The organism is Arthrobacter sp. SlRoot2-15, assembly GCF_059739345.1.
On sequence record NZ_AP046058.1, the window covers coordinates 529,160 to 545,506 of the forward strand.

The 16,347-nt window shown below is 69.3% G+C and carries 16 protein-coding genes; 2 read left to right on the forward strand and 14 right to left on the reverse strand.

What is annotated here, in order from left to right; genetic code table 11:
- Nucleotides 1-16: 16 nt before the first annotated feature.
- The 7 genes from AC6I9V_RS02440 to AC6I9V_RS02470 all read right to left on the reverse strand — a co-directional run bounded on the left by AC6I9V_RS02440 (nucleotide 17) and on the right by AC6I9V_RS02470 (nucleotide 4,995).
- Complete coding sequence (locus AC6I9V_RS02440; RefSeq protein ID WP_497898202.1) at nucleotides 17-904, reverse strand: SseB family protein; 888 nt, start codon at nucleotides 902-904, stop codon at nucleotides 17-19.
- 14 nt (nucleotides 905-918) lie between these two features.
- Nucleotides 919-1,665 carry a bifunctional 1-(5-phosphoribosyl)-5-((5-phosphoribosylamino)methylideneamino)imidazole-4-carboxamide isomerase/phosphoribosylanthranilate isomerase PriA gene (gene priA, locus AC6I9V_RS02445; protein ID WP_497898203.1) on the reverse strand — a complete coding sequence of 249 codons (747 nt, stop codon included), beginning with the start codon at nucleotides 1,663-1,665 and terminating at the stop codon, nucleotides 919-921.
- A 75-nt stretch (nucleotides 1,666-1,740) separates the two neighbouring features.
- Nucleotides 1,741-1,899: a CG2302 family histidine operon protein gene (locus AC6I9V_RS02450; protein WP_186467000.1), complete on the reverse strand. Its 159-nt coding sequence runs from the start codon at nucleotides 1,897-1,899 to the stop codon at nucleotides 1,741-1,743.
- Nucleotides 1,900-2,658, reverse strand: coding sequence for an imidazole glycerol phosphate synthase subunit HisH (gene hisH, locus AC6I9V_RS02455; RefSeq protein ID WP_497898204.1), 759 nt, complete (start codon nucleotides 2,656-2,658; stop codon nucleotides 1,900-1,902). It lies immediately after the preceding gene.
- Complete coding sequence (hisB, locus tag AC6I9V_RS02460) at nucleotides 2,655-3,281, reverse strand: imidazoleglycerol-phosphate dehydratase HisB (RefSeq protein WP_497898205.1); 627 nt, start codon at nucleotides 3,279-3,281, stop codon at nucleotides 2,655-2,657. The genes hisH and hisB overlap by 4 nt, the downstream gene beginning before the upstream one ends.
- A gap of 69 nt (nucleotides 3,282-3,350) precedes the next feature.
- The gene (locus AC6I9V_RS02465; RefSeq protein ID WP_497898206.1) at nucleotides 3,351-4,469 is read right to left on the reverse strand and encodes a histidinol-phosphate transaminase; all 1,119 of its coding nucleotides are present in this window, start codon (nucleotides 4,467-4,469) and stop codon (nucleotides 3,351-3,353) included.
- 64 nt (nucleotides 4,470-4,533) lie between these two features.
- Entirely contained in the window at nucleotides 4,534-4,995 is a 462-nt protein-coding gene (locus AC6I9V_RS02470) for a LysM peptidoglycan-binding domain-containing protein (protein WP_497898207.1), read from the reverse strand.
- A 402-nt stretch (nucleotides 4,996-5,397) separates the two neighbouring features.
- Here AC6I9V_RS02470 and lexA point away from each other — a divergent pair, with 402 nt between their 5' ends.
- Nucleotides 5,398-6,147 carry a transcriptional repressor LexA gene (gene lexA, locus AC6I9V_RS02475; RefSeq protein WP_349413874.1) on the forward strand — a complete coding sequence of 250 codons (750 nt, stop codon included), beginning with the start codon at nucleotides 5,398-5,400 and terminating at the stop codon, nucleotides 6,145-6,147.
- Nucleotides 6,148-6,229: 82 nt separating this feature from the next.
- Here lexA and AC6I9V_RS02480 read toward each other — a convergent pair whose 3' ends face one another.
- Both AC6I9V_RS02480 and hflX read right to left on the reverse strand, forming a co-directional pair.
- The gene (locus AC6I9V_RS02480; RefSeq protein WP_497898208.1) at nucleotides 6,230-8,308 is read right to left on the reverse strand and encodes an ATP-dependent DNA helicase; all 2,079 of its coding nucleotides are present in this window, start codon (nucleotides 8,306-8,308) and stop codon (nucleotides 6,230-6,232) included.
- Nucleotides 8,301-9,878 carry a GTPase HflX gene (hflX, locus tag AC6I9V_RS02485; RefSeq protein WP_497898209.1) on the reverse strand — a complete coding sequence of 526 codons (1,578 nt, stop codon included), beginning with the start codon at nucleotides 9,876-9,878 and terminating at the stop codon, nucleotides 8,301-8,303. The genes AC6I9V_RS02480 and hflX overlap by 8 nt, the downstream gene beginning before the upstream one ends.
- A 520-nt stretch (nucleotides 9,879-10,398) precedes the next feature.
- Between hflX and AC6I9V_RS02490 the strand changes: the two genes are divergently transcribed.
- Nucleotides 10,399-11,013, forward strand: coding sequence for a class I SAM-dependent methyltransferase (locus AC6I9V_RS02490; RefSeq protein ID WP_497898210.1), 615 nt, complete (start codon nucleotides 10,399-10,401; stop codon nucleotides 11,011-11,013).
- On the opposite strand, the gene dapF is transcribed toward AC6I9V_RS02490, so the two are convergent.
- From dapF to recA, 5 genes are all read right to left on the reverse strand, one after another.
- Complete coding sequence (gene dapF, locus AC6I9V_RS02495) at nucleotides 10,994-11,962, reverse strand: diaminopimelate epimerase (protein ID WP_349413878.1); 969 nt, start codon at nucleotides 11,960-11,962, stop codon at nucleotides 10,994-10,996. The two genes, AC6I9V_RS02490 and dapF, sit on opposite strands and share 20 nt — an antisense overlap.
- Before the next feature lie 52 nt (nucleotides 11,963-12,014).
- On the reverse strand, nucleotides 12,015-12,917 hold the full coding sequence (miaA, locus tag AC6I9V_RS02500) for a tRNA (adenosine(37)-N6)-dimethylallyltransferase MiaA (RefSeq protein WP_497898211.1): 903 nt from the start codon (nucleotides 12,915-12,917) through the stop codon (nucleotides 12,015-12,017).
- 4 nt (nucleotides 12,918-12,921) lie between these two features.
- The gene (gene miaB / locus AC6I9V_RS02505) at nucleotides 12,922-14,478 is read right to left on the reverse strand and encodes a tRNA (N6-isopentenyl adenosine(37)-C2)-methylthiotransferase MiaB (RefSeq protein ID WP_497898212.1); all 1,557 of its coding nucleotides are present in this window, start codon (nucleotides 14,476-14,478) and stop codon (nucleotides 12,922-12,924) included.
- Nucleotides 14,479-14,553: 75 nt separating this feature from the next.
- Nucleotides 14,554-15,027: a regulatory protein RecX gene (locus tag AC6I9V_RS02510; RefSeq protein ID WP_497900238.1), complete on the reverse strand. Its 474-nt coding sequence runs from the start codon at nucleotides 15,025-15,027 to the stop codon at nucleotides 14,554-14,556.
- A 175-nt stretch (nucleotides 15,028-15,202) separates the two neighbouring features.
- Nucleotides 15,203-16,252: a recombinase RecA gene (recA, locus tag AC6I9V_RS02515; protein ID WP_146337953.1), complete on the reverse strand. Its 1,050-nt coding sequence runs from the start codon at nucleotides 16,250-16,252 to the stop codon at nucleotides 15,203-15,205.
- Between the last annotated feature and the right edge of the window lie 95 nt (nucleotides 16,253-16,347).

Sequence of the window (16,347 nt, forward strand, 5' to 3'; positions counted from 1 at the left end):
CCGTGCCGGCCGTCGGCTAGGGTGCTGCGCGCTGCAACTTGATGTCGATCGAGTCAACCCGCTCGGCAAATGTTTCATTCCGGGCCAGCGCGTCGTTCAGCCCGGCCACGAGGGACTGCACCGCGGCGGCGTCGAGCCCGTCTTCAAGGTACAGCACCATCCGCAACTCCGGGCCCGCGCCGCCGCCGGGAAGCTGGCCGCCGCCGGCCTGCGCCGACGCCACTCCCCCGCCGGGCTGGATTTCCACGCGCCGGAGCGCCGGAAGGCCAGCCGCCGCGGTTGCGACCGCTTCGGCTACCGCCGGGTCGCTGTAGCTCGGCGTCCAGCCGTGCTGCCGGGCCAGGGCCCAGACGGCGGGCCGGCGCACGACAAAGGTGGCGGCTGAACCGGGATCCAGGACGAGCAGTTCGGCGCCTTCGGCGACGGCGGAAAGCGCCGCCCGCGCGGCGTAGACCGCCACGGGCCGCGCCTCGGCGTGCCAGGCCGCGAGGGCGTCCGCCGAGGTGAAGACCGGCAGCGCGGTCCGGCCGTCCGGCGCCTGCAGGGTCACCAGCGCCATGTCCGCCTGTTTGTCACCGTGCAGTTCCCCGCCGTGGTGTTCCTTGCCCTCCTGGCCGGCCAATGCGTCGCCTTCTTCGGCGAGCCGGGCGAGGATGGGCACAAAGACGCGGGCGGTGGCCAGCGATGCCACGACCGCCGCCTCGTCGCCCGTGCCGGCGGCGAGTGCCGCCAGCGCTGCGCGGTAGCCGGCGTCTGCGGCGCCGTCGTCGTCCTCGAAGTTGTGGATCTTGGCGTCGTCACCGCTGAGGCTGCGCCCGGCCCAGGGTTGCCCGGCGGAGTCCGTCGCGCCCCCGGCCCCGGCGAGGGCGGCGGCGATGTGGCCGGGCAGTGGCTTGTGCTCCATGGGCGGGGGTCTCCCTAGCGGCGGCCGGCGACGTCGAGCGCCTCCGGCAGCGTGAAGTTGCCGTTGTAGAGGGCTTTGCCGATGATGGCGCCCTCGACGCCGAGCGGCACGAGGGAGCGCAGGACTTTGAGGTCCTCGAGGCTGGAGATGCCGCCGGAGGCCACCACGGGTTTGCCGGTCTTTTCCACCATCTGGCGCAGCAGTTCGACGTTGGGGCCCTGCAGCGTGCCGTCCTTGGTCACGTCGGTGACGACGTAGCGGGCGCAGCCGGCCTCTTCGAGGCGGCCGAGCACGTCCCAGAGGTCGCCTCCCTCCTTGGTCCAGCCGCGGCCGGCGAGGGTGGTGCCGCGGACGTCGAGTCCGACGGCGATCTTTTCGCCGAAGCGCTCTATCACGCGCTGCGTCCACTCGGGGTTCTCCAGCGCCGCGGTGCCGAGGTTCACCCGGGCCACGCCGAGGTCGAGGGCCTTTTCCAGGGACTCGTCATCGCGCAGGCCGCCGGAAAGCTCCACCTTGATGTCCAGTCGGCCTACGACCTCGCGCAGCAGTTCGGCGTTGGAGCCCCGCCCGAAAGCGGCGTCGAGGTCCACGAGGTGGACCCATTCGGCGCCCTGGTCCTGCCAGTTGAGCGCGGCCTCCAGCGGGGTGCCGTAGCTGGTTTCGCTGCCGGCTTCGCCCTGGACCAGGCGCACTGCCTGCCCGTTGACGACGTCGACGGCGGGGAGCAACTCGAGTACCGGCAGCGGGGTTTCGGTGGTCATCGTAGGGTCCTCACGGTGTTGGGGCGGCGGTCTGGAAGGGGTGCGTGTTTGCGGGCCGGTCCGGTGCCGGCGGGGTCAGTTTCCCGGCAGGGTCAGGAGCCAGGCGGCCAGCAGCGACATTCCGGCCAGGAGGTAGAACACGACCTGGACCCACAGGGGGCTTTTCTGCTGCCGGAAGGACAGGGCGCCGCCTACGAGCAGTCCGGCGAGGCCCATCAGGACTATGGACCACATCTAGGCGGTCTGTTCCGGGGCGGCGGGCCGGGCGGTGCCGGGCTTGGTGTCGGTGCGCAGGCCGTCCACCCAGTTGCGGAGCAGCCGCGCGCCGGCGTCGCCGGACTTTTCGGGGTGGAACTGGGTGGCGCAGAGCGGGCCGTTTTCCACCGCGGCGATGAACGGGGCGCCGTGTTCGGACCAGGTCACGAGCGGTGCCTTCATCCGCGGCTGGATCACGTCGAAGTCCCAGTGCTGCACGCCGTAGGAGTGCACGAAATAGAAGCGCTCGTTCTCGACGCCGGCGAAGAGCCGTGAGCCCTCCGGCACGGTGACGGTGTTCCAGCCCATGTGCGGCACCACCTCGGCCGGCAGCAGCTCGACCTTGCCGGGCCACTCCCCCATGCCTTCGGCAACGGTGCCGTGTTCCACGCCGGCCTCGAACAGGACCTGGAGCCCGACGCAGATCGCGAGCACCGGACGGCCGCCGGCGACCCGGCGTCCGATCATGCGGACGGCGTCAACGGCTTTGAGCTCGTTCATGACGGTTTCGAAGGCCCCGACGCCGGGGACGACGAGTCCGTCGGCGTTGAGCACGTCCTCGGGCTTGGCGCTGAGGATCACCTCGGCACCGGCGCGTTCCAGCGCGCGGACGGCCGAACGGACGTTGCCGGAGCCGTAGTCCAGCACGGTGACGGTGGGCTTGCCCTCGGGCGAGGCGGGTTTGCGGGCCGCGTCGGGGTTGATGATCGCGCCGTCCTGGAGGACCTTGCCGGTCACAGCGCACCCTTGGTGGAGGGAATGCCCTCGACCCGGGGGTCGGGTTCCACGGCGGCCCGGAGAGCTCGGGCGAAGGCTTTGAACTGGGCCTCGACGATGTGGTGCGGGTCCCGGCCGGCGGTGACATTCATGTGCAGGCAGATTCCGGCGTGAAGCGTGATGGCCTCGAAGACGTGCCGGGTCAGGGACCCGGTGAAGTGGCCGCCGATCAGGTGGTATTCCTGGCCCGCCGGTTCGCCGGCGTGCACCAGGTAGGGCCGGCCGGAGACGTCGACGACGGCGTGCGCGAGGGCCTCGTCGAGCGGGACCGTGGCCTCGCCGAAGCGGCGGATGCCGGCCTTGTTGCCCAGGGCGGTGCGGAGGACCTCGCCGAAGGTGATGGCGACGTCCTCAACGGTGTGGTGGACGTCGATGTGGGTGTCGCCGGTGGCCTTGATGGTCATATCGATCAGCGAGTGCTTGCTCAGCGCCGTCAGCATGTGGTCGTAGAACGGCACGGAGGTGCTGATGTCGGAGACTCCGGTGCCGTCGAGGTCGATCTCGACCAGCACGGACGATTCGCTGGTGGTCCGCTCGAGGCGTGCGGTCCGGGCCTCGGCAGCGGCAGATCCGGTGGTGCTCATGTGGGGTGTCCTTTGGATGAGGCGGGCGCCCGGCAAACGCCGGCGGTGTGCGTGGGTCCTGGCTTTAGTCTAGGCGGACTGCGCTTCGTGGCCGGTCAGGATCCGCTCCAGCGCCTGCAGGAAGGCTGTGGTTTCCGTCTCAGTGCCGGCGGTCACGCGCAGGTGGCCGGGGATGCCAACGTCGCGGATGAGGACTCCGGCGTCCAGCAGCCCCTGCCACGTCTCGTGCGGGTTCTCGAGGCCGCCGAAGAACACGTAGTTGGAGTCCGAGGCCGCGGGCTTGAGGCCCAGCCGGGTCAGCTCGGCGACGATCCGGTCCCGCTGGCGCTTGATGTCTTCAACGTCGGCCATCAGGGCCACCCGGTGGCGCAGCGCGGCCAGCGCCGTGGCCTGGGTGATGGCGGAGAGGTGGTACGGCAGGCGGACCAGGCGCAGGGCGTCGGTGACTTCCGGCGCGGCCGCCATGTAGCCCAGCCGCGCCCCGGCCAGGGCGAAGGCTTTGCTCATGGTCCGGGAGACGATCAGCCGTTCCCGTCCGGGCAGCAGCGTCAGGGCGCTGGGCGTGCCGTCGTGGGCGAACTCGTGGTACGCCTCGTCGACGATCACGATGGTCTGGCTTGCTTTGCCGGCCTCGTAGACCGCTTCAACGACGTCGAGGCCGAGGCCGGTGCCGGTGGGGTTGTTCGGCGAGCAAAGGAAAACAACGTTGGGCTGCAGCTCGCGGACCTGCCGCGCGGCCGATTCGGCGCTGAGCCCATAGTCGTCGGCGCGCACCCCGGTGATGTATCCGGTGTCCGTGCCGGCGGCCAGCAGCGGGTACATGGAGTACGTGGGAGGGAAGCCGAGCGCTGTGCGGCCCGGGCCGCCGAAGGCCTGGAGGATCTGCTGGAGGACCTCGTTGGAGCCGTTCGCTGCCCAGATATTGCCGGCGTCGAGGCCGTGGCCGAGGTACTCGGCGAGCCCTTCCCGCAGTTCGGTGAACTCGCGGTCCGGGTAGCGGTTCAGCCCGGCGGCGGCCTCCGTCACCGCTTCGGCGATGGCCGCACGGACGTCGGCCGGAACCCCGTGGGTGTTCTCGTTGACGTTCAGCAGGATGGGGACGTCCAGCTGCGGCGCGCCGTACGGGCGCAACCCCCGCAGGTTCGTCCGGAGGGGCAGTCGGTTGAGGCGCTCTAGCTGGTCAGTCACCTGCCCAGTTTAAGTGAGACCCTGCCCGCCCCCGAAACTGTGACCGGCAATCCGGCCGCCGGCGCTACTTGGAGGGTACGTAGAGCTGCTGGCCGGGGATGACGCGGGCGGCGCCGAGGTTGTTGAGCTGGACGATGTCCGCGACGACGTCGCGGGGATCCCGTTCCGGTGCCACGGCGCCGGCGATGGCCCAAAGTGACTCCCCCGGCTGGACGGTGACGGTGACCGTAGGCGTGAGCGCCAGCTCCGACGCGGAGTCGGCAGCCTTGGCCGGCGCGTTGAGGAAACCGGCCAGCGAGAGGAGAAGGGCAGCCAGCAGGATCAGCGGCAGGCCAAAGAAGACGAAGCGGCCGCGGCGGGTCAGCCGCAGCGGCGCCTGCCCGGCGGGCACCGTCCGCCGGCTCCGGCCGGACTCCTGGCCGTCGAAGATGCCATTCGGGCCGAAGGCCTCAAAGCCGGACCCCTCGGACGGGCCCTGGCCGGGAACGGAAACCAGCGAACCGGAAATAGCGCTTACTGCTGACATGAGCTGAGCCCTCCTGGACTTATCTGTGCCGCCCGGCGTACTCCACGTACCTGCCGCCAACCGGCCTAACCATCAAACGCGAACCTTGGAACGTAAACGTTGATCACCATGTTCGAACACAGAACCGAACACAGGAGTGCTCCTCCGACGCCCTGCTTCGAACACATATTCGAACTTGGTAGTTCCTGTTTTAGCACTTATGAACGAACATTGTCGAGACTCGCTAGAACAAATGTTTGAAAAACTGTGCAGGCTGGCCTACTTTTGAACCAGCAGGACAACCAATTGCAGGACAACCACGGGTGGCGATCAACAGCAGTTGATCAACAGGGTCTGACATTTTTCAGGCCCGCTGGTCACGGCGGCCACTGCGGCCGGGCGGAACGGAAAGGCGAGGCGAACATGGCAGCACAAGCCGCCGGCGGGAGGGCCGCCCAGCGGAACCCCCAGACCGGCCGGGCGCCGAAGGGCCTCACCGTCCGGCAAAAGAAGATCCTGGAGACCATCCAGCGGTCTGTGACGGACAACGGCTACCCGCCCTCGATGCGTGAAATCGGCGACACCGTCGGGCTCGCCAGCCTCTCCAGCGTCACCCACCAGCTCTCGCAGCTGGAAAAGCTCGGTTACCTGCGGCGGGACCCGAAACGGCCGCGCGCCATGGAAGTCCTGTTGCCGCTGACGCTCGACGAGGGCGCCACCAAGGTGTCCGGTGTTGCGAAGTCCACCGGTCTGCGGGCCGTCGGTGGCCTCGCGGTCTCGGAGCTGGCCAGCGCCACGGACACAGCGATGGTGCCCTTTGTGGGCCGGATCGCCGCGGGCGGCCCGATCCTGGCCGACCAGGTGGTGGAGGACGTGATGCCGCTGCCGCGCCAGTTGGTGGGCCACGGCGAACTGTTTATGCTCCGGGTGGCCGGCGATTCGATGATCGACGCCGCCATTTGCGACGGCGACTGGGTGGTGGTCCGGCGCCAGAACGACGCCGTTAACGGCGACATCGTGGCCGCCCTGCTCGACGACGAGGCCACGGTCAAGACGTTCCGCCAGCGCGACGGCCACACCTGGCTGCTTCCGCAGAACACCCAGTACGAACCGATCCTGGGTGACCACGCCGTCATCATGGGCAAGGTCGTCTCCGTGCTGCGCTCCCTCTAGCACCCGCGTCGGCACGTCCGGCCGCCGACGCCGAAGGCCCCGTCCGAACGTTCCGGACGGGGCCTTCGCGTTGCCTGTCGGCCTAGGTGGCGGTCTGTTGGGCCGGCGCATCCCGGGCCAGGCGTGCAAGGGCGGCCAGGGCCACCGCAGGGTCGGTGGTGGGCCAGAACGGCGGCAGCGCGGCGCGCAGGAACCCGCCGTAGCGCTCAGTGGACAGCCGGGAATCCAGGACGGCCACCACGCCCTTGTCCGACGTCGAGCGGATCAGCCGGCCGGCGCCCTGGGCGAGCCGGATAGCGGCGTGGGTCGCCGAGACGGTCATAAAACCGTTGCCGCCGGCCTGTGCCACGGCACGGGAGCGGGCCGTCATCAGCGGATCATCGGGCCGCGGGAACGGGATCCGGTCAATCACCACAAGGCGGCAGGAGTTACCGGGCACGTCGACGCCCTGCCAGAGCGACATGGTGCCAAAGAGGCAGGTGTCCGGCTCGTCCGCGAACTGCTTCACCAGTGCCGTCATGGTCGATTCGCCCTGGCAGAGGATACTCAGGCCGAGCCGCGGCCGCATCGCCTCGGCGGCTTCCTCGGCGGCGCGCCGGGAGGAGAAGAGGCACAGGGCCCCGCCGCCGGAGGCGCGGATCAGCTTTTCGAGCTCGTCGAGGGCTTCGGGCGAGGTTCCGCGGCCGGGCTTGGGCAGGTGTTTGGCGACGTAGAGGATGCCCTGCTTGGGGTATTCGAACGGGGACCCGACGTCGACGCCGGTCCAGCTGGGGGCGCCCGGGCCGACCAGGCCGAGTCCTCCGGCTGCCGGCTCGAAGGCCGAGCCGATGGCGAGGGTGGCCGAGGTTAGCACGACGGTGTGGTCGGCGAACAGGCCCTCGCGCAGCCGCCCGGCGACGCTGAGCGGGGCGATGTTGATCAGCGCGGGCGCGGAGTCATCGGGCTGGGAGTAACCCTGTTGCGGGTCGAAACTGCTGTTGCGTGAGAACCAGACCACCTCGCGGTTTTCCTTGGCGGCCAGGAGCCGTTCGCACAGTTCGAGGATCAGCATCAGGCGGGACCGGGCGAGCTGCCGGCCGCCGTCGGCGGTGTTGGCGCTGTCGCCCTTCGAATCCGAGAGCGCGGCGCGGCAGGCGTCACGCAACTGGTCCACGCAGTCGAGCTGTTCGCTGTTCAGGCCGTTCGGCATCAGCCCGCTGGGGACGCCTTCAATGGCGAGTTCCAGGTTGGAGGCGGCGTTGTTGAGCGCGTCGACGGTGATTCCGGTGTGCTTGCGGGCACCTGACGCGGCGGCGTGCACCATGGCTACGGAGAGCTGTCCGGACACGGCGCCGGTCACCCGGTCCTGCAGTTCGTGTGCCTCGTCCACCACCACCACGTCGTACTCGGGCAGCACGGCGAGGCCTTCGAAGGCGCTGACGGCCAGCATGGCGTGGTTGGTGACCACAACGTCGGCGTCGGCGGCGTTTTGCCGGGCGAGTTCGCTGAAGCATTCGGCGGCGAGCGGGCATTTCTGCGCCCCGAGGCATTCCATCGAGGTGACGGAGACTTGCCGCCAGGCGCGGTCGGTCACGCCCGGCATCAGCTCGTCCCGGTCCCCCGTCTGGGTGTCCTCGGCCCACTCGCGGAGCCGGACTACCTCCTTGCCGAGCTGGGAGGACGGCCCGCCCATCGCGGCGGCGAAGTGCGGCACGGAGGTGTCCTCGCCGAGGGAGAACAACTGGCCCTCGGAGGGCTCTTCGGAGGGGAAGCCGCCTTCGAGCTTGTGCCGGCAGACATAGTTGGAGCGTCCCTTGACCAGGGCCACTTTCACCGGCCGGTCCAGGGCGGGTGTGATGGTCTTGAGCAGCCGGGGCAGGTCCCGGCCGACGATCTGGGTCTGCAGCGCCAGGGTGGCGGTGGAGACCAGGGTGGGCTTGTCGCTGACCAGCGAGTGGGCGATCAACGGAATCAGGTACGCCAGGGACTTGCCGGTGCCGGTGCCGGCCTGGACCAGCAGGTGGTCGCCGGTTTCAATCGCGCGGGCCACCTGCCGGGCCATTTCGTGCTGGCCGTCGCGGCTCTGGCCGCCCATGCCGGAGACCGCCCGGTCGAGCAGTTCAACTACGAACTGCTCGCCGGACGGCAGGGCCTCCCCTTCGGCCACCGCTGGTTCAGTCATTGCTGACGAAGGAATCCAGTTCGGCGGCGAGCCCCTCGCGCACCATCACCACGGCACGGGTGCCGGTCTCCTCGTGGTCGAGGCTGATGATTTCCGCGTCGGTCTCGTGCAGCTTGCTGAGCAGGTCCCCGCGGTTGTACGGGATCATGAGTTCCAGCTTGACGCTGGGCCGCGGAATGCCCTCGCTGATGGCCTTGAGCAGTTCCCGAATGCCTTCGCCGGTGCGGGCCGAGACCACCACGTGGCGCGGTTCGCGCTGCTTGAGCCGCTCGATCACAAACGGGTCGGCGGCATCGGCCTTGTTCAGGACGATGATTTCCGGCACCTTGCGCGCGTCGACTTCGCTGAACACGGCGCGGACCGCCGCGATCTGGCCCTCCGGGTCAGGGTGGGAGACGTCGACGACGTGAAGGATCAGATCCGAATCCGCGACCTCCTCCAGGGTGGAGCGGAAGGCTTCCACCAGCTGGGTGGGCAGCGAGCGGACGAATCCCACGGTGTCGGCGAGGGTGTAGCCGAGCCCGTCGGCGGTCTCGGCCTTGCGGACGGTCGGGTCCAGCGTGGCGAACAGGGCGTTCTCCACGAGGACACCGGCGTCGGTCAGCCGGTTCAGCAGCGACGACTTGCCAGCGTTGGTGTAGCCGGCGATGGCCACGGACGGGACGGCATTACGACGGCGGTTGGCCCGCTTGGTCTCCCGGGCCGGCTTCATCGCGGCAATTTCCCGCCGCAGCTTGGCCATCCGGGTGCGGATCCGGCGGCGGTCCAGCTCGATTTTGGTCTCACCGGGGCCGCGGGAACCCATGCCTGCTCCGGCGCCGCCCACCTGGCCGCCGGCCTGGCGGGACATCGATTCACCCCAGCCGCGCAGGCGCGGGAGCAGGTATTCGAGCTGGGCCAGTTCCACCTGGGCCTTGCCTTCGCGGCTCTTGGCGTGCTGGGCGAAGATGTCCAGGATCAAGGCGGTGCGGTCGATGACCTTGACCTTGACGATGTCCTCGAGGCCACGGCGCTGGGACGGTGCCAGTTCTGCGTCGACCACCACGGTGTCCGCGCCGGTGGACATCACGATGTCCTTGAGTTCCTGGGCCTTGCCGGAACCCAGGAACGTGCCCGGGTCCGGTTTGGCGCGGCGCTGGACGAGTCCGTCGAGGACCTCGGAACCGGCGGTTTCGGCCAGGGCAGCGAGCTCGCGGAGGGAGTTCTCGGCGTCGGCGAGGGTGCCTTCGGTCCAGAGCCCGGCGAGGACCACTCGCTCCAGGCGCAACTGCCGGTATTCGACTTCGGTGACATCTTCGAGTTCCGTCGACAAGCCGGCCGTGCGGCGGAGCGCGTGGCGCTCCTCGAGGTCCTGCTGGTCGCCGTCGTAGCTGCCGTGCTCCTCATCCAGCCGTGAGATTGCCTGGGCCTTGCCGAACACGGCCCGGGACTCGCCGGAGTGGCCGGCGCCGGTCCCGTTCTTCGAGGCAGGGGCGTCTTTGGAGAGGATCCGGTCGATGACAGCCTGGATTTCCGCAGGGCTCATGTCCTGGGCGGCTGAATCGGGTCCGGTGTTGGGCTGACTGGTCATGGTCTCCTTTGAAGGGTTGGCCCTTCCAGAATAGTGCTGTTCGGTCTCTTGTGGCGCTGTATTCGCGCTGGGCTGACGAGTGTTGGTCATCCATGCCTCCTGGCTTGCCGCCGGCAGCGGTGCCGCGGGCTGGGGCGGGCTCCGGGACGGAGCGCTGGGAAAGGGGAAAGATACAGGCGTGGTCGCCTTAAGGAGGGAGAGACTGTCCGCCCGGCCGGGCTCGAAGGAGCACTGCCAAACTCCAAGGTTCTGGCGCTGGCCGTCGGCTCCATGGCAAGAGCATCGCGGGGCGCACTGAGCGGAAGGTAACTACCTGCGTCGCTGCGGGGACGGGACTTCGCTAACGAAAGGAAGGCCCGTGCCGGCTACTTGAAGTTCAAGAACATGTCTTTAACGTTAGCAGACCGTGCCGCGGCCCCGGACCGGCCGGGGGCGCGTGTCCCGCGCGCTCGCCGGCTCATCTACCGCTGGTCCGTGCCGGTTTCCCATAGCCCCGGACGGCCAACTAATCTGGCCAGTTATGGAGTCCGCACACTATTTCAGCGCCCAGCCGGCCGGGCCGTTCACCCGCAAGCCCCTGACCGTGGAGCTTGCCGGCGCGCAGCGGACGCTGCAGACGTCCGCCGGGATTTTCAGCCCGGACGGCATCGACAAGGGAACAGCGGTCCTGCTGGCGGACGTTCCCGCCCCGGCGCCGCAGGGGAACCTGCTGGATATCGGCTGCGGCTGGGGTCCGATCGCGCTGACCATGGCGCTGCGGGCGCCGCATGCCCGGGTCTTTGCTGTGGACGTGAACGAGCGCTGCGTGACGCTGACGAATGAAAATGCGGCGCTGCTGGGGTTGGAGAATGTCACCGCCAGCACCCCGGGCGAGGTGGACCCGGAGTTGCGCTTCGACACCATCTGGTCCAACCCGCCCATCCGGATCGGCAAGGACGAACTCCACGCCCTGCTGCTGCTGTGGCTGCCGCGGCTGGCTCCGGGCGGTTCGGCCTGGCTGGTGGTGCAGAAGAACCTTGGCTCGGATTCGCTTCAGCGCTGGTTGGCCGCGGAGCTGGACAGCAGCTTCACCGTGACCCGGGAAAGCACCTCAAAGTCGTTCCGCATCCTACGGGTCAGGAAAGCATCCCGCTAGCGACGATCACGGCGGGGCCGCTCAGCTCGACGTGCTCGTGGCCGTCCGCGGCCAGGAAGAATTTGACCCCGACGACGCCGCCGGGCACCGTGACGTTCCAGGTGTCCGGGGCGCCCGCGCCGGCCCAGTGCCGGATCGCGACGGCGGCGGCGCAGGCCCCGGTGCCGCAGGAGAGGGTCTCCCCCACACCCCGCTCGTGCACGCGCATGGTGATGGCTCCGACGCCGTCGTGCACCAGCGGTTCGGACGGTACCACGAACTCGACGTTGGTGCCGTGCGGCGGCGCGGGGTCGACCCGGGGCGCCCTGAACAGTTCCGTGGCTTCGAGCTCGGCTTGCTCCGCGAGGGCGACGACGGTGTGCGGGTTGCCCATGCTCACGGACAGCGCTGGCCGGGCAACTTCCAGGCCGTCGGCGCTGACCAGCGAATCCATGGCGCGGGCGGTGGCCTCGCCCGGGAAGATGAACTCCCAGGGGCCCATGTCGACGGCGTAGCCGGCCGCGGTGCGCACCACGGTCTTGACGCCGCCGCGGGTTCCAATGGTCAGTGACTCCCCCGCCGGCAGGTCCACGAGGCCCTCTTTGATAAGGAAATGGACGAAGACGCGCACGCCGTTGCCGCACATTTCCGAGAGCGAGCCGTCGCCGTTGCGGTAGTCCATAAACCACTCCGCCGCGGGGTGCTGGCCGAGCAGCTCCTGGCCTTCCGGCAGCAGCCGGGAGGGGACGGCGCGGATGAGGCCGTCGGCGCCGATGCCGCGGTGGCGGTCACAGAGGGCGGCCACCTGCTCCGGGGTGACCGAGAGGGCGCCGTGCGGGTCCGCAATCAGGACAAAGTCGTTGCCCGTTCCGTGGCCCTTGGAGAACTTGAGTCCGGCGAGTCCGGCGGTGTCTCCGGCAGTGTCTCCGGCGGGGAGGTGGTCAGCGGCCGCGGCCAGGGTTTCGTCCATGCTCCAAGGTTACCGTTGCGGCCGCGCCGGAGCGGAAACGGCGACGCCGGGCTCAGCTGCAGAGCGCAGCGGCTCGGGCCGGCAACTGCGGGTCCTGCCAGTCCAGCCAGTTGATCCGCGGGTCGGCGCGGAACCAGGTGAGCTGGCGGCGGGCGAACTGGCGCGTCGCGACGATGGTCTCTTCCGCGGCCTGCGCCGGGTCCGACTCGCCGTCGACGACCTTGAGGAACTGCGCGTAGCCCAGGGCCCGGGAGGCGGTCTTGCCGCGGCGCAATCCCAGGGCATCCAGGCGCCGCACCTCCGCCAGCAGCCCCTGCTCGACCATGGTGTGGACGCGGGTGGCCAGGCGTTCGCGCAGCTGTTCGCGGTCCACCTCGAGTCCGATCTGCACGGCCGGCTGGAAGTACTCGCGTGAGGGCATAAAGGAACTGAAGGGCCGCCCCGTGAGTTCGTAGACCTCCAGGGCGCGGATCACCCGGCGCGCATCACCCAGCCGGCCGGCCGAGACCGGATCCACCCGTTCCAGCCGCGTCCGCAGCGGGGCGACTCCGGCCGCTGCCTCCTCCTGCTCGAGGCGCTGCCGGATCTCCGGGTCGGTTCCGGGGAACTCGAGGACGTCGAGGGCGGCACGGACGTACAGGCCCGAGCCGCCGGCCAGGATGGCCCGTTTGCCGCGGGCGTGGATGTCCGCGATCACGGCACGGGCCCGCTGCTGGAAGTCGGAGACGCTGGCCTCTTCGGTCACGTCGAGGATGTCGAGCAGGTGGTGGGGCACTCCCCTGCGCTCAGCCTCGGTGATCTTCGCGGTGCCGATGTCCATGCCGCGGTAGAACTGCATGGCGTCGGCGTTGACCACCTCGCCGTCGAGGGCCAGGGCCAGCGACACGGCGAGATCCGATTTTCCGGATCCGGTGGGTCCGACGACGGCGATGACCGGGGGCGTGGAGGCGGCCACGGAACTAGCGGGTGCGCAGCGGCAGGCTCGGCATGCCCAGCGACACACCGGTCGTGCCGCCGTTGGCTCCGGCTCTGGCTCCGCCCGGGGCCGGGGCGCCGCAGGAATCGGCCTGGGACCGGTCCCAGGCGTCGCCGGCGCGGGAGCGGCGCAGGCTGTAGTCCTCGGCCGACGCCGGGTCCGCGACGAGGTGGAACGCCGCGGCCTCGGTAATGGTCACGGTGACGAGGTCCCCGGGGCGGGGCGTTTCAGCGCCGGCGGGCACGGAGAAGTGCACCAGCCGCTGGTCCTGCGCACGGCCGGAGAGGCGGTGGGTTTCCCCGGCTTTGCGGCCCGACTGGGCGGTCACCATAACCTCCACGCGGCGGCCGAGCTGGCGGGCGTTCTCCTCGGAGGCGATCCGGTCCTGCAGCGCGGTGAGCCGTTCGAAGCGTTCCTGCACCACGGCCTTGGGCAGCTGGTCCGGGAGCTCGGCGGCCGGTGTGCCGGGCCGCTTGGAGTACTGGAAGGTGAAGGCGGTGGCGAAGCGGGATTTCTCCACGACGTCGAGGGTGGCCTGGAAGTCCTCCTCGGTTTCGCCGGGGAAGCCGACGATGATGTCGGTGGAGATGGCGGCGTGCGGGATCTTCTCCCGGACCTTGTCCAGGATGCCGAGGAACTTGGCGGACCGGTAGGACCGTTTCATCTCCCGGAGCACCTTGTCCGAGCCGGACTGCAGCGGCATGTGCAGCTGCGGCATGACGTTGGGGGTCTCGGCCATGGCGTCGATGACGTCGTCGGTGAACGCTGCCGGGTGCGGGCTGGTGAACCGGACGCGTTCCAGGCCGGGGATCTCGCCGCAGGCACGCAGCAGCTTGGAGAACGCCTGCCGGTCGCCGAACTCGACGCCGTAGGAGTTGACGTTCTGGCCCAGCAGCGTGACTTCGATGGCGCCGTCGTCGACGAGGGCCTGGATTTCGGCGAGGATGTCGCCGGGCCGGCGGTCCTTTTCCTTGCCGCGCAGCGCCGGAACGATGCAGAAGGTGCAGGTGTTGTTGCAGCCGACCGAGATGGAGACCCAGCCCGCGTAGACGGAGTCGCGTTTGGTGGGCAGCGTGGAGGGGAACACGTCGAGGGACTCGAGGATTTCCAGCTGCGCCTCGTTGTTGTGGCGGGCGCGTTCGAGCAGGGCGGGCAGCGCGCCGACGTTGTGGGTTCCGAAGACCGCGTCGACCCAGGGCGCCTTCTTGAGGATGGTCTCGCGGTCCTTCTGTGCGAGGCAGCCGCCGACGGCGATCTGCATGCCCGGGTTGGCTTCCTTCACCGGGCGGAGAATGCCGAGGTTGCCGTAGAGCTTATTGTCGGCGTTTTCCCGCACCGCGCAGGTGTTGAAGACGACGACGTCGGCCAGCTCGCCCTCGGAGCGCACGTAGCCGGCGGCTTCGAGCATGCCAGACATCCGCTCGGAATCGTGGACGTTCATCTGGCAGCCGAAGGTCCGCACCTGGTAGGTGCGGTCGGCGGGCTTCTCATCCGGGGAGGGGGTACCGCCGGGGGCTGGGGTAGGAATGGTCAAACTCACCTGTTAAGGGTACCGGTTCGGTGCGGCCGGTTTTTCGGGCCATGCTGCCGGGGGCCGCCGTGCCGGCCGGCCGCGTCAGGCGCCGTCGGCAGCTTCGGCGAGCGACGCGTCCACGGCCTCCCCGACGATCCGGAACGCCTGGGACGGCTGGTAGCCCTTGCGCGCGAGCATCGATGCGAGCCGGCGGACGATTTTGTCCCGCTCCGCACGGTCTTCCAGGCCGCGGGCGTTCCGCAGCTTGCGCTCCACCAGGTCCCGGGCCGCCGCTTCTTCGTCCTCGTCGCTGAGCTGTTCGAGGGCGCCGGCGGCGGTCTCCTGGTCGATGCCTTTCTCGGCCAGCTCCCGGCGCAGGGCACCCTTGGCAAGCTTGCGCGTCTGAGCCCGGCTGCGGACCCACATGTCGGCGAACTCGGCGTCGTCGATCAGGCGGACTTCTTCGAAGCGGTCGAGGACGGCCTCGGTGACGTCTTCCGGGATGTTGCGCTCAGCCAGTTTGCGGGAGAGCTGCAGCCGGCTCTTGGGCGAGTTGGTCAGCTGCCGTAGCACCACGGCGCGGGCTACCGCGGCGGGATCCGCGTCGGCGTCCTGCTCCGGCGCCGGCCGGGCCCGCGGAGCCGTCGGGCCCGAGGTTCCGGGGCCTTCGGTGCCGTCAACGACGCCGGTGCCAGGATTCCGGGAAGGGAACCCTGACCCCTGGCGGCGTCGTGCGGCCGAGGCCCGGCGGTTAGAAGCCGTCAACGGCCTTCAGCTTCGGTGACTCCTCCGCGTCGGCGGCCTTGACGCCAACGCCGAGCTTTTCCTTGATCAGGCGCTCGAGTTCGGCGGCGAGCTCCGGGTTGTCGCGCAGGAAACGGCGGGAGTTCTCCATGCCCTGGCCCAGCTGGTCCCCGTCGTAGGTGAACCAGGAGCCGGACTTCTTGATCAGGCCGTGTTCGACGCCCATGTCGATGATGCCGCCCTCGCGGGAGATGCCCTGGCCGTAGATGATGTCGAATTCGGCGATCTTGAAGGGCGGGGCCATCTTGTTCTTGACGATCTTGGCCTTGGTGCGGTTGCCCACGGAGTCCGCGCCCTCCTTGAGGGTCTGGATGCGGCGGACGTCGATGCGGACCGAGGCGTAGAACTTCAGCGCCTTGCCACCGGTGGTGGTTTCCGGGGAGCCGAAGAACACGCCGATCTTCTCGCGCAGCTGGTTGATGAAGATGGCAGTGGTCTTGGTCTGGCTCAGCCGGCCGGTGATCTTACGCAGGGCCTGGCTCATCAGCCGTGCCTGCAGGCCCACGTGGCTGTCGCCCATGTCGCCTTCGATTTCGGCGCGGGGCACGAGGGCGGCGACGGAGTCGATGACGATGACGTCCAGCGAGCCGGAGCCGATCAGCATGTCCATGATTTCGAGCGCCTGCTCGCCGGTGTCCGGCTGGGAGACCAGCAGCGCGTCGGTGTCGACGCCGAGCTTGGCGGCGTATTCGGGGTCCAGGGCGTGTTCGGCGTCGATGAACGCGGCGATGCCGCCCTGGCGCTGGGCGTTGGCGACGGCGTGCAGCGCGACCGTGGTCTTACCGGAGGATTCCGGCCCGTAAATTTCGACAATACGGCCGCGGGGCAGGCCGCCAATGCCGAGCGCCACGTCCAGCGCGATGGAGCCGGTCGGGATGACCTCGATGGGCGCACGGACTTCATCGCCCAGGCGCATAACGGAGCCTTTGCCGAACTGCTTGTCAATCTGGGCAAGCGCTGCGTCGAGCGCCTTCTGGCGATCCGGGGCTGCGGCCATGATTCACACCTCTGATACTTTCTCGCTGGGAGTGGCCGTCGTGGCCGTTGTTATGTCATCACTGACGCTAGTGGCAGCCACTGACAAAGTTGCCG

Excerpts from the sequence above, each read along its gene's own strand:
- AC6I9V_RS02440 (WP_497898202.1), bottom strand. The coding sequence starts at position 904 with ATGGAGCACAAGCCACTGCCCGGCCACATCGCCGCCGCCCTCGCCGGG.
- priA (WP_497898203.1), bottom strand. The coding sequence starts at position 1,665 with ATGACCACCGAAACCCCGCTGCCGGTACTCGAGTTGCTCCCCGCCGTC.
- AC6I9V_RS02450 (WP_186467000.1), bottom strand. The coding sequence starts at position 1,899 with ATGTGGTCCATAGTCCTGATGGGCCTCGCCGGACTGCTCGTAGGCGGC.
- hisB (WP_497898205.1), bottom strand. The coding sequence starts at position 3,281 with ATGAGCACCACCGGATCTGCCGCTGCCGAGGCCCGGACCGCACGCCTC.
- AC6I9V_RS02470 (WP_497898207.1), bottom strand. The coding sequence starts at position 4,995 with ATGTCAGCAGTAAGCGCTATTTCCGGTTCGCTGGTTTCCGTTCCCGGC.
- lexA (WP_349413874.1), top strand. The coding sequence starts at position 5,398 with ATGGCAGCACAAGCCGCCGGCGGGAGGGCCGCCCAGCGGAACCCCCAG.
- AC6I9V_RS02480 (WP_497898208.1), bottom strand. The coding sequence starts at position 8,308 with ATGACTGAACCAGCGGTGGCCGAAGGGGAGGCCCTGCCGTCCGGCGAG.
- hflX (WP_497898209.1), bottom strand. The coding sequence starts at position 9,878 with ATGACCAGTCAGCCCAACACCGGACCCGATTCAGCCGCCCAGGACATG.
- AC6I9V_RS02490 (WP_497898210.1), top strand. The coding sequence starts at position 10,399 with ATGGAGTCCGCACACTATTTCAGCGCCCAGCCGGCCGGGCCGTTCACC.
- dapF (WP_349413878.1), bottom strand. The coding sequence starts at position 11,962 with ATGGACGAAACCCTGGCCGCGGCCGCTGACCACCTCCCCGCCGGAGAC.
- recA (WP_146337953.1), bottom strand. The coding sequence starts at position 16,252 with ATGGCCGCAGCCCCGGATCGCCAGAAGGCGCTCGACGCAGCGCTTGCC.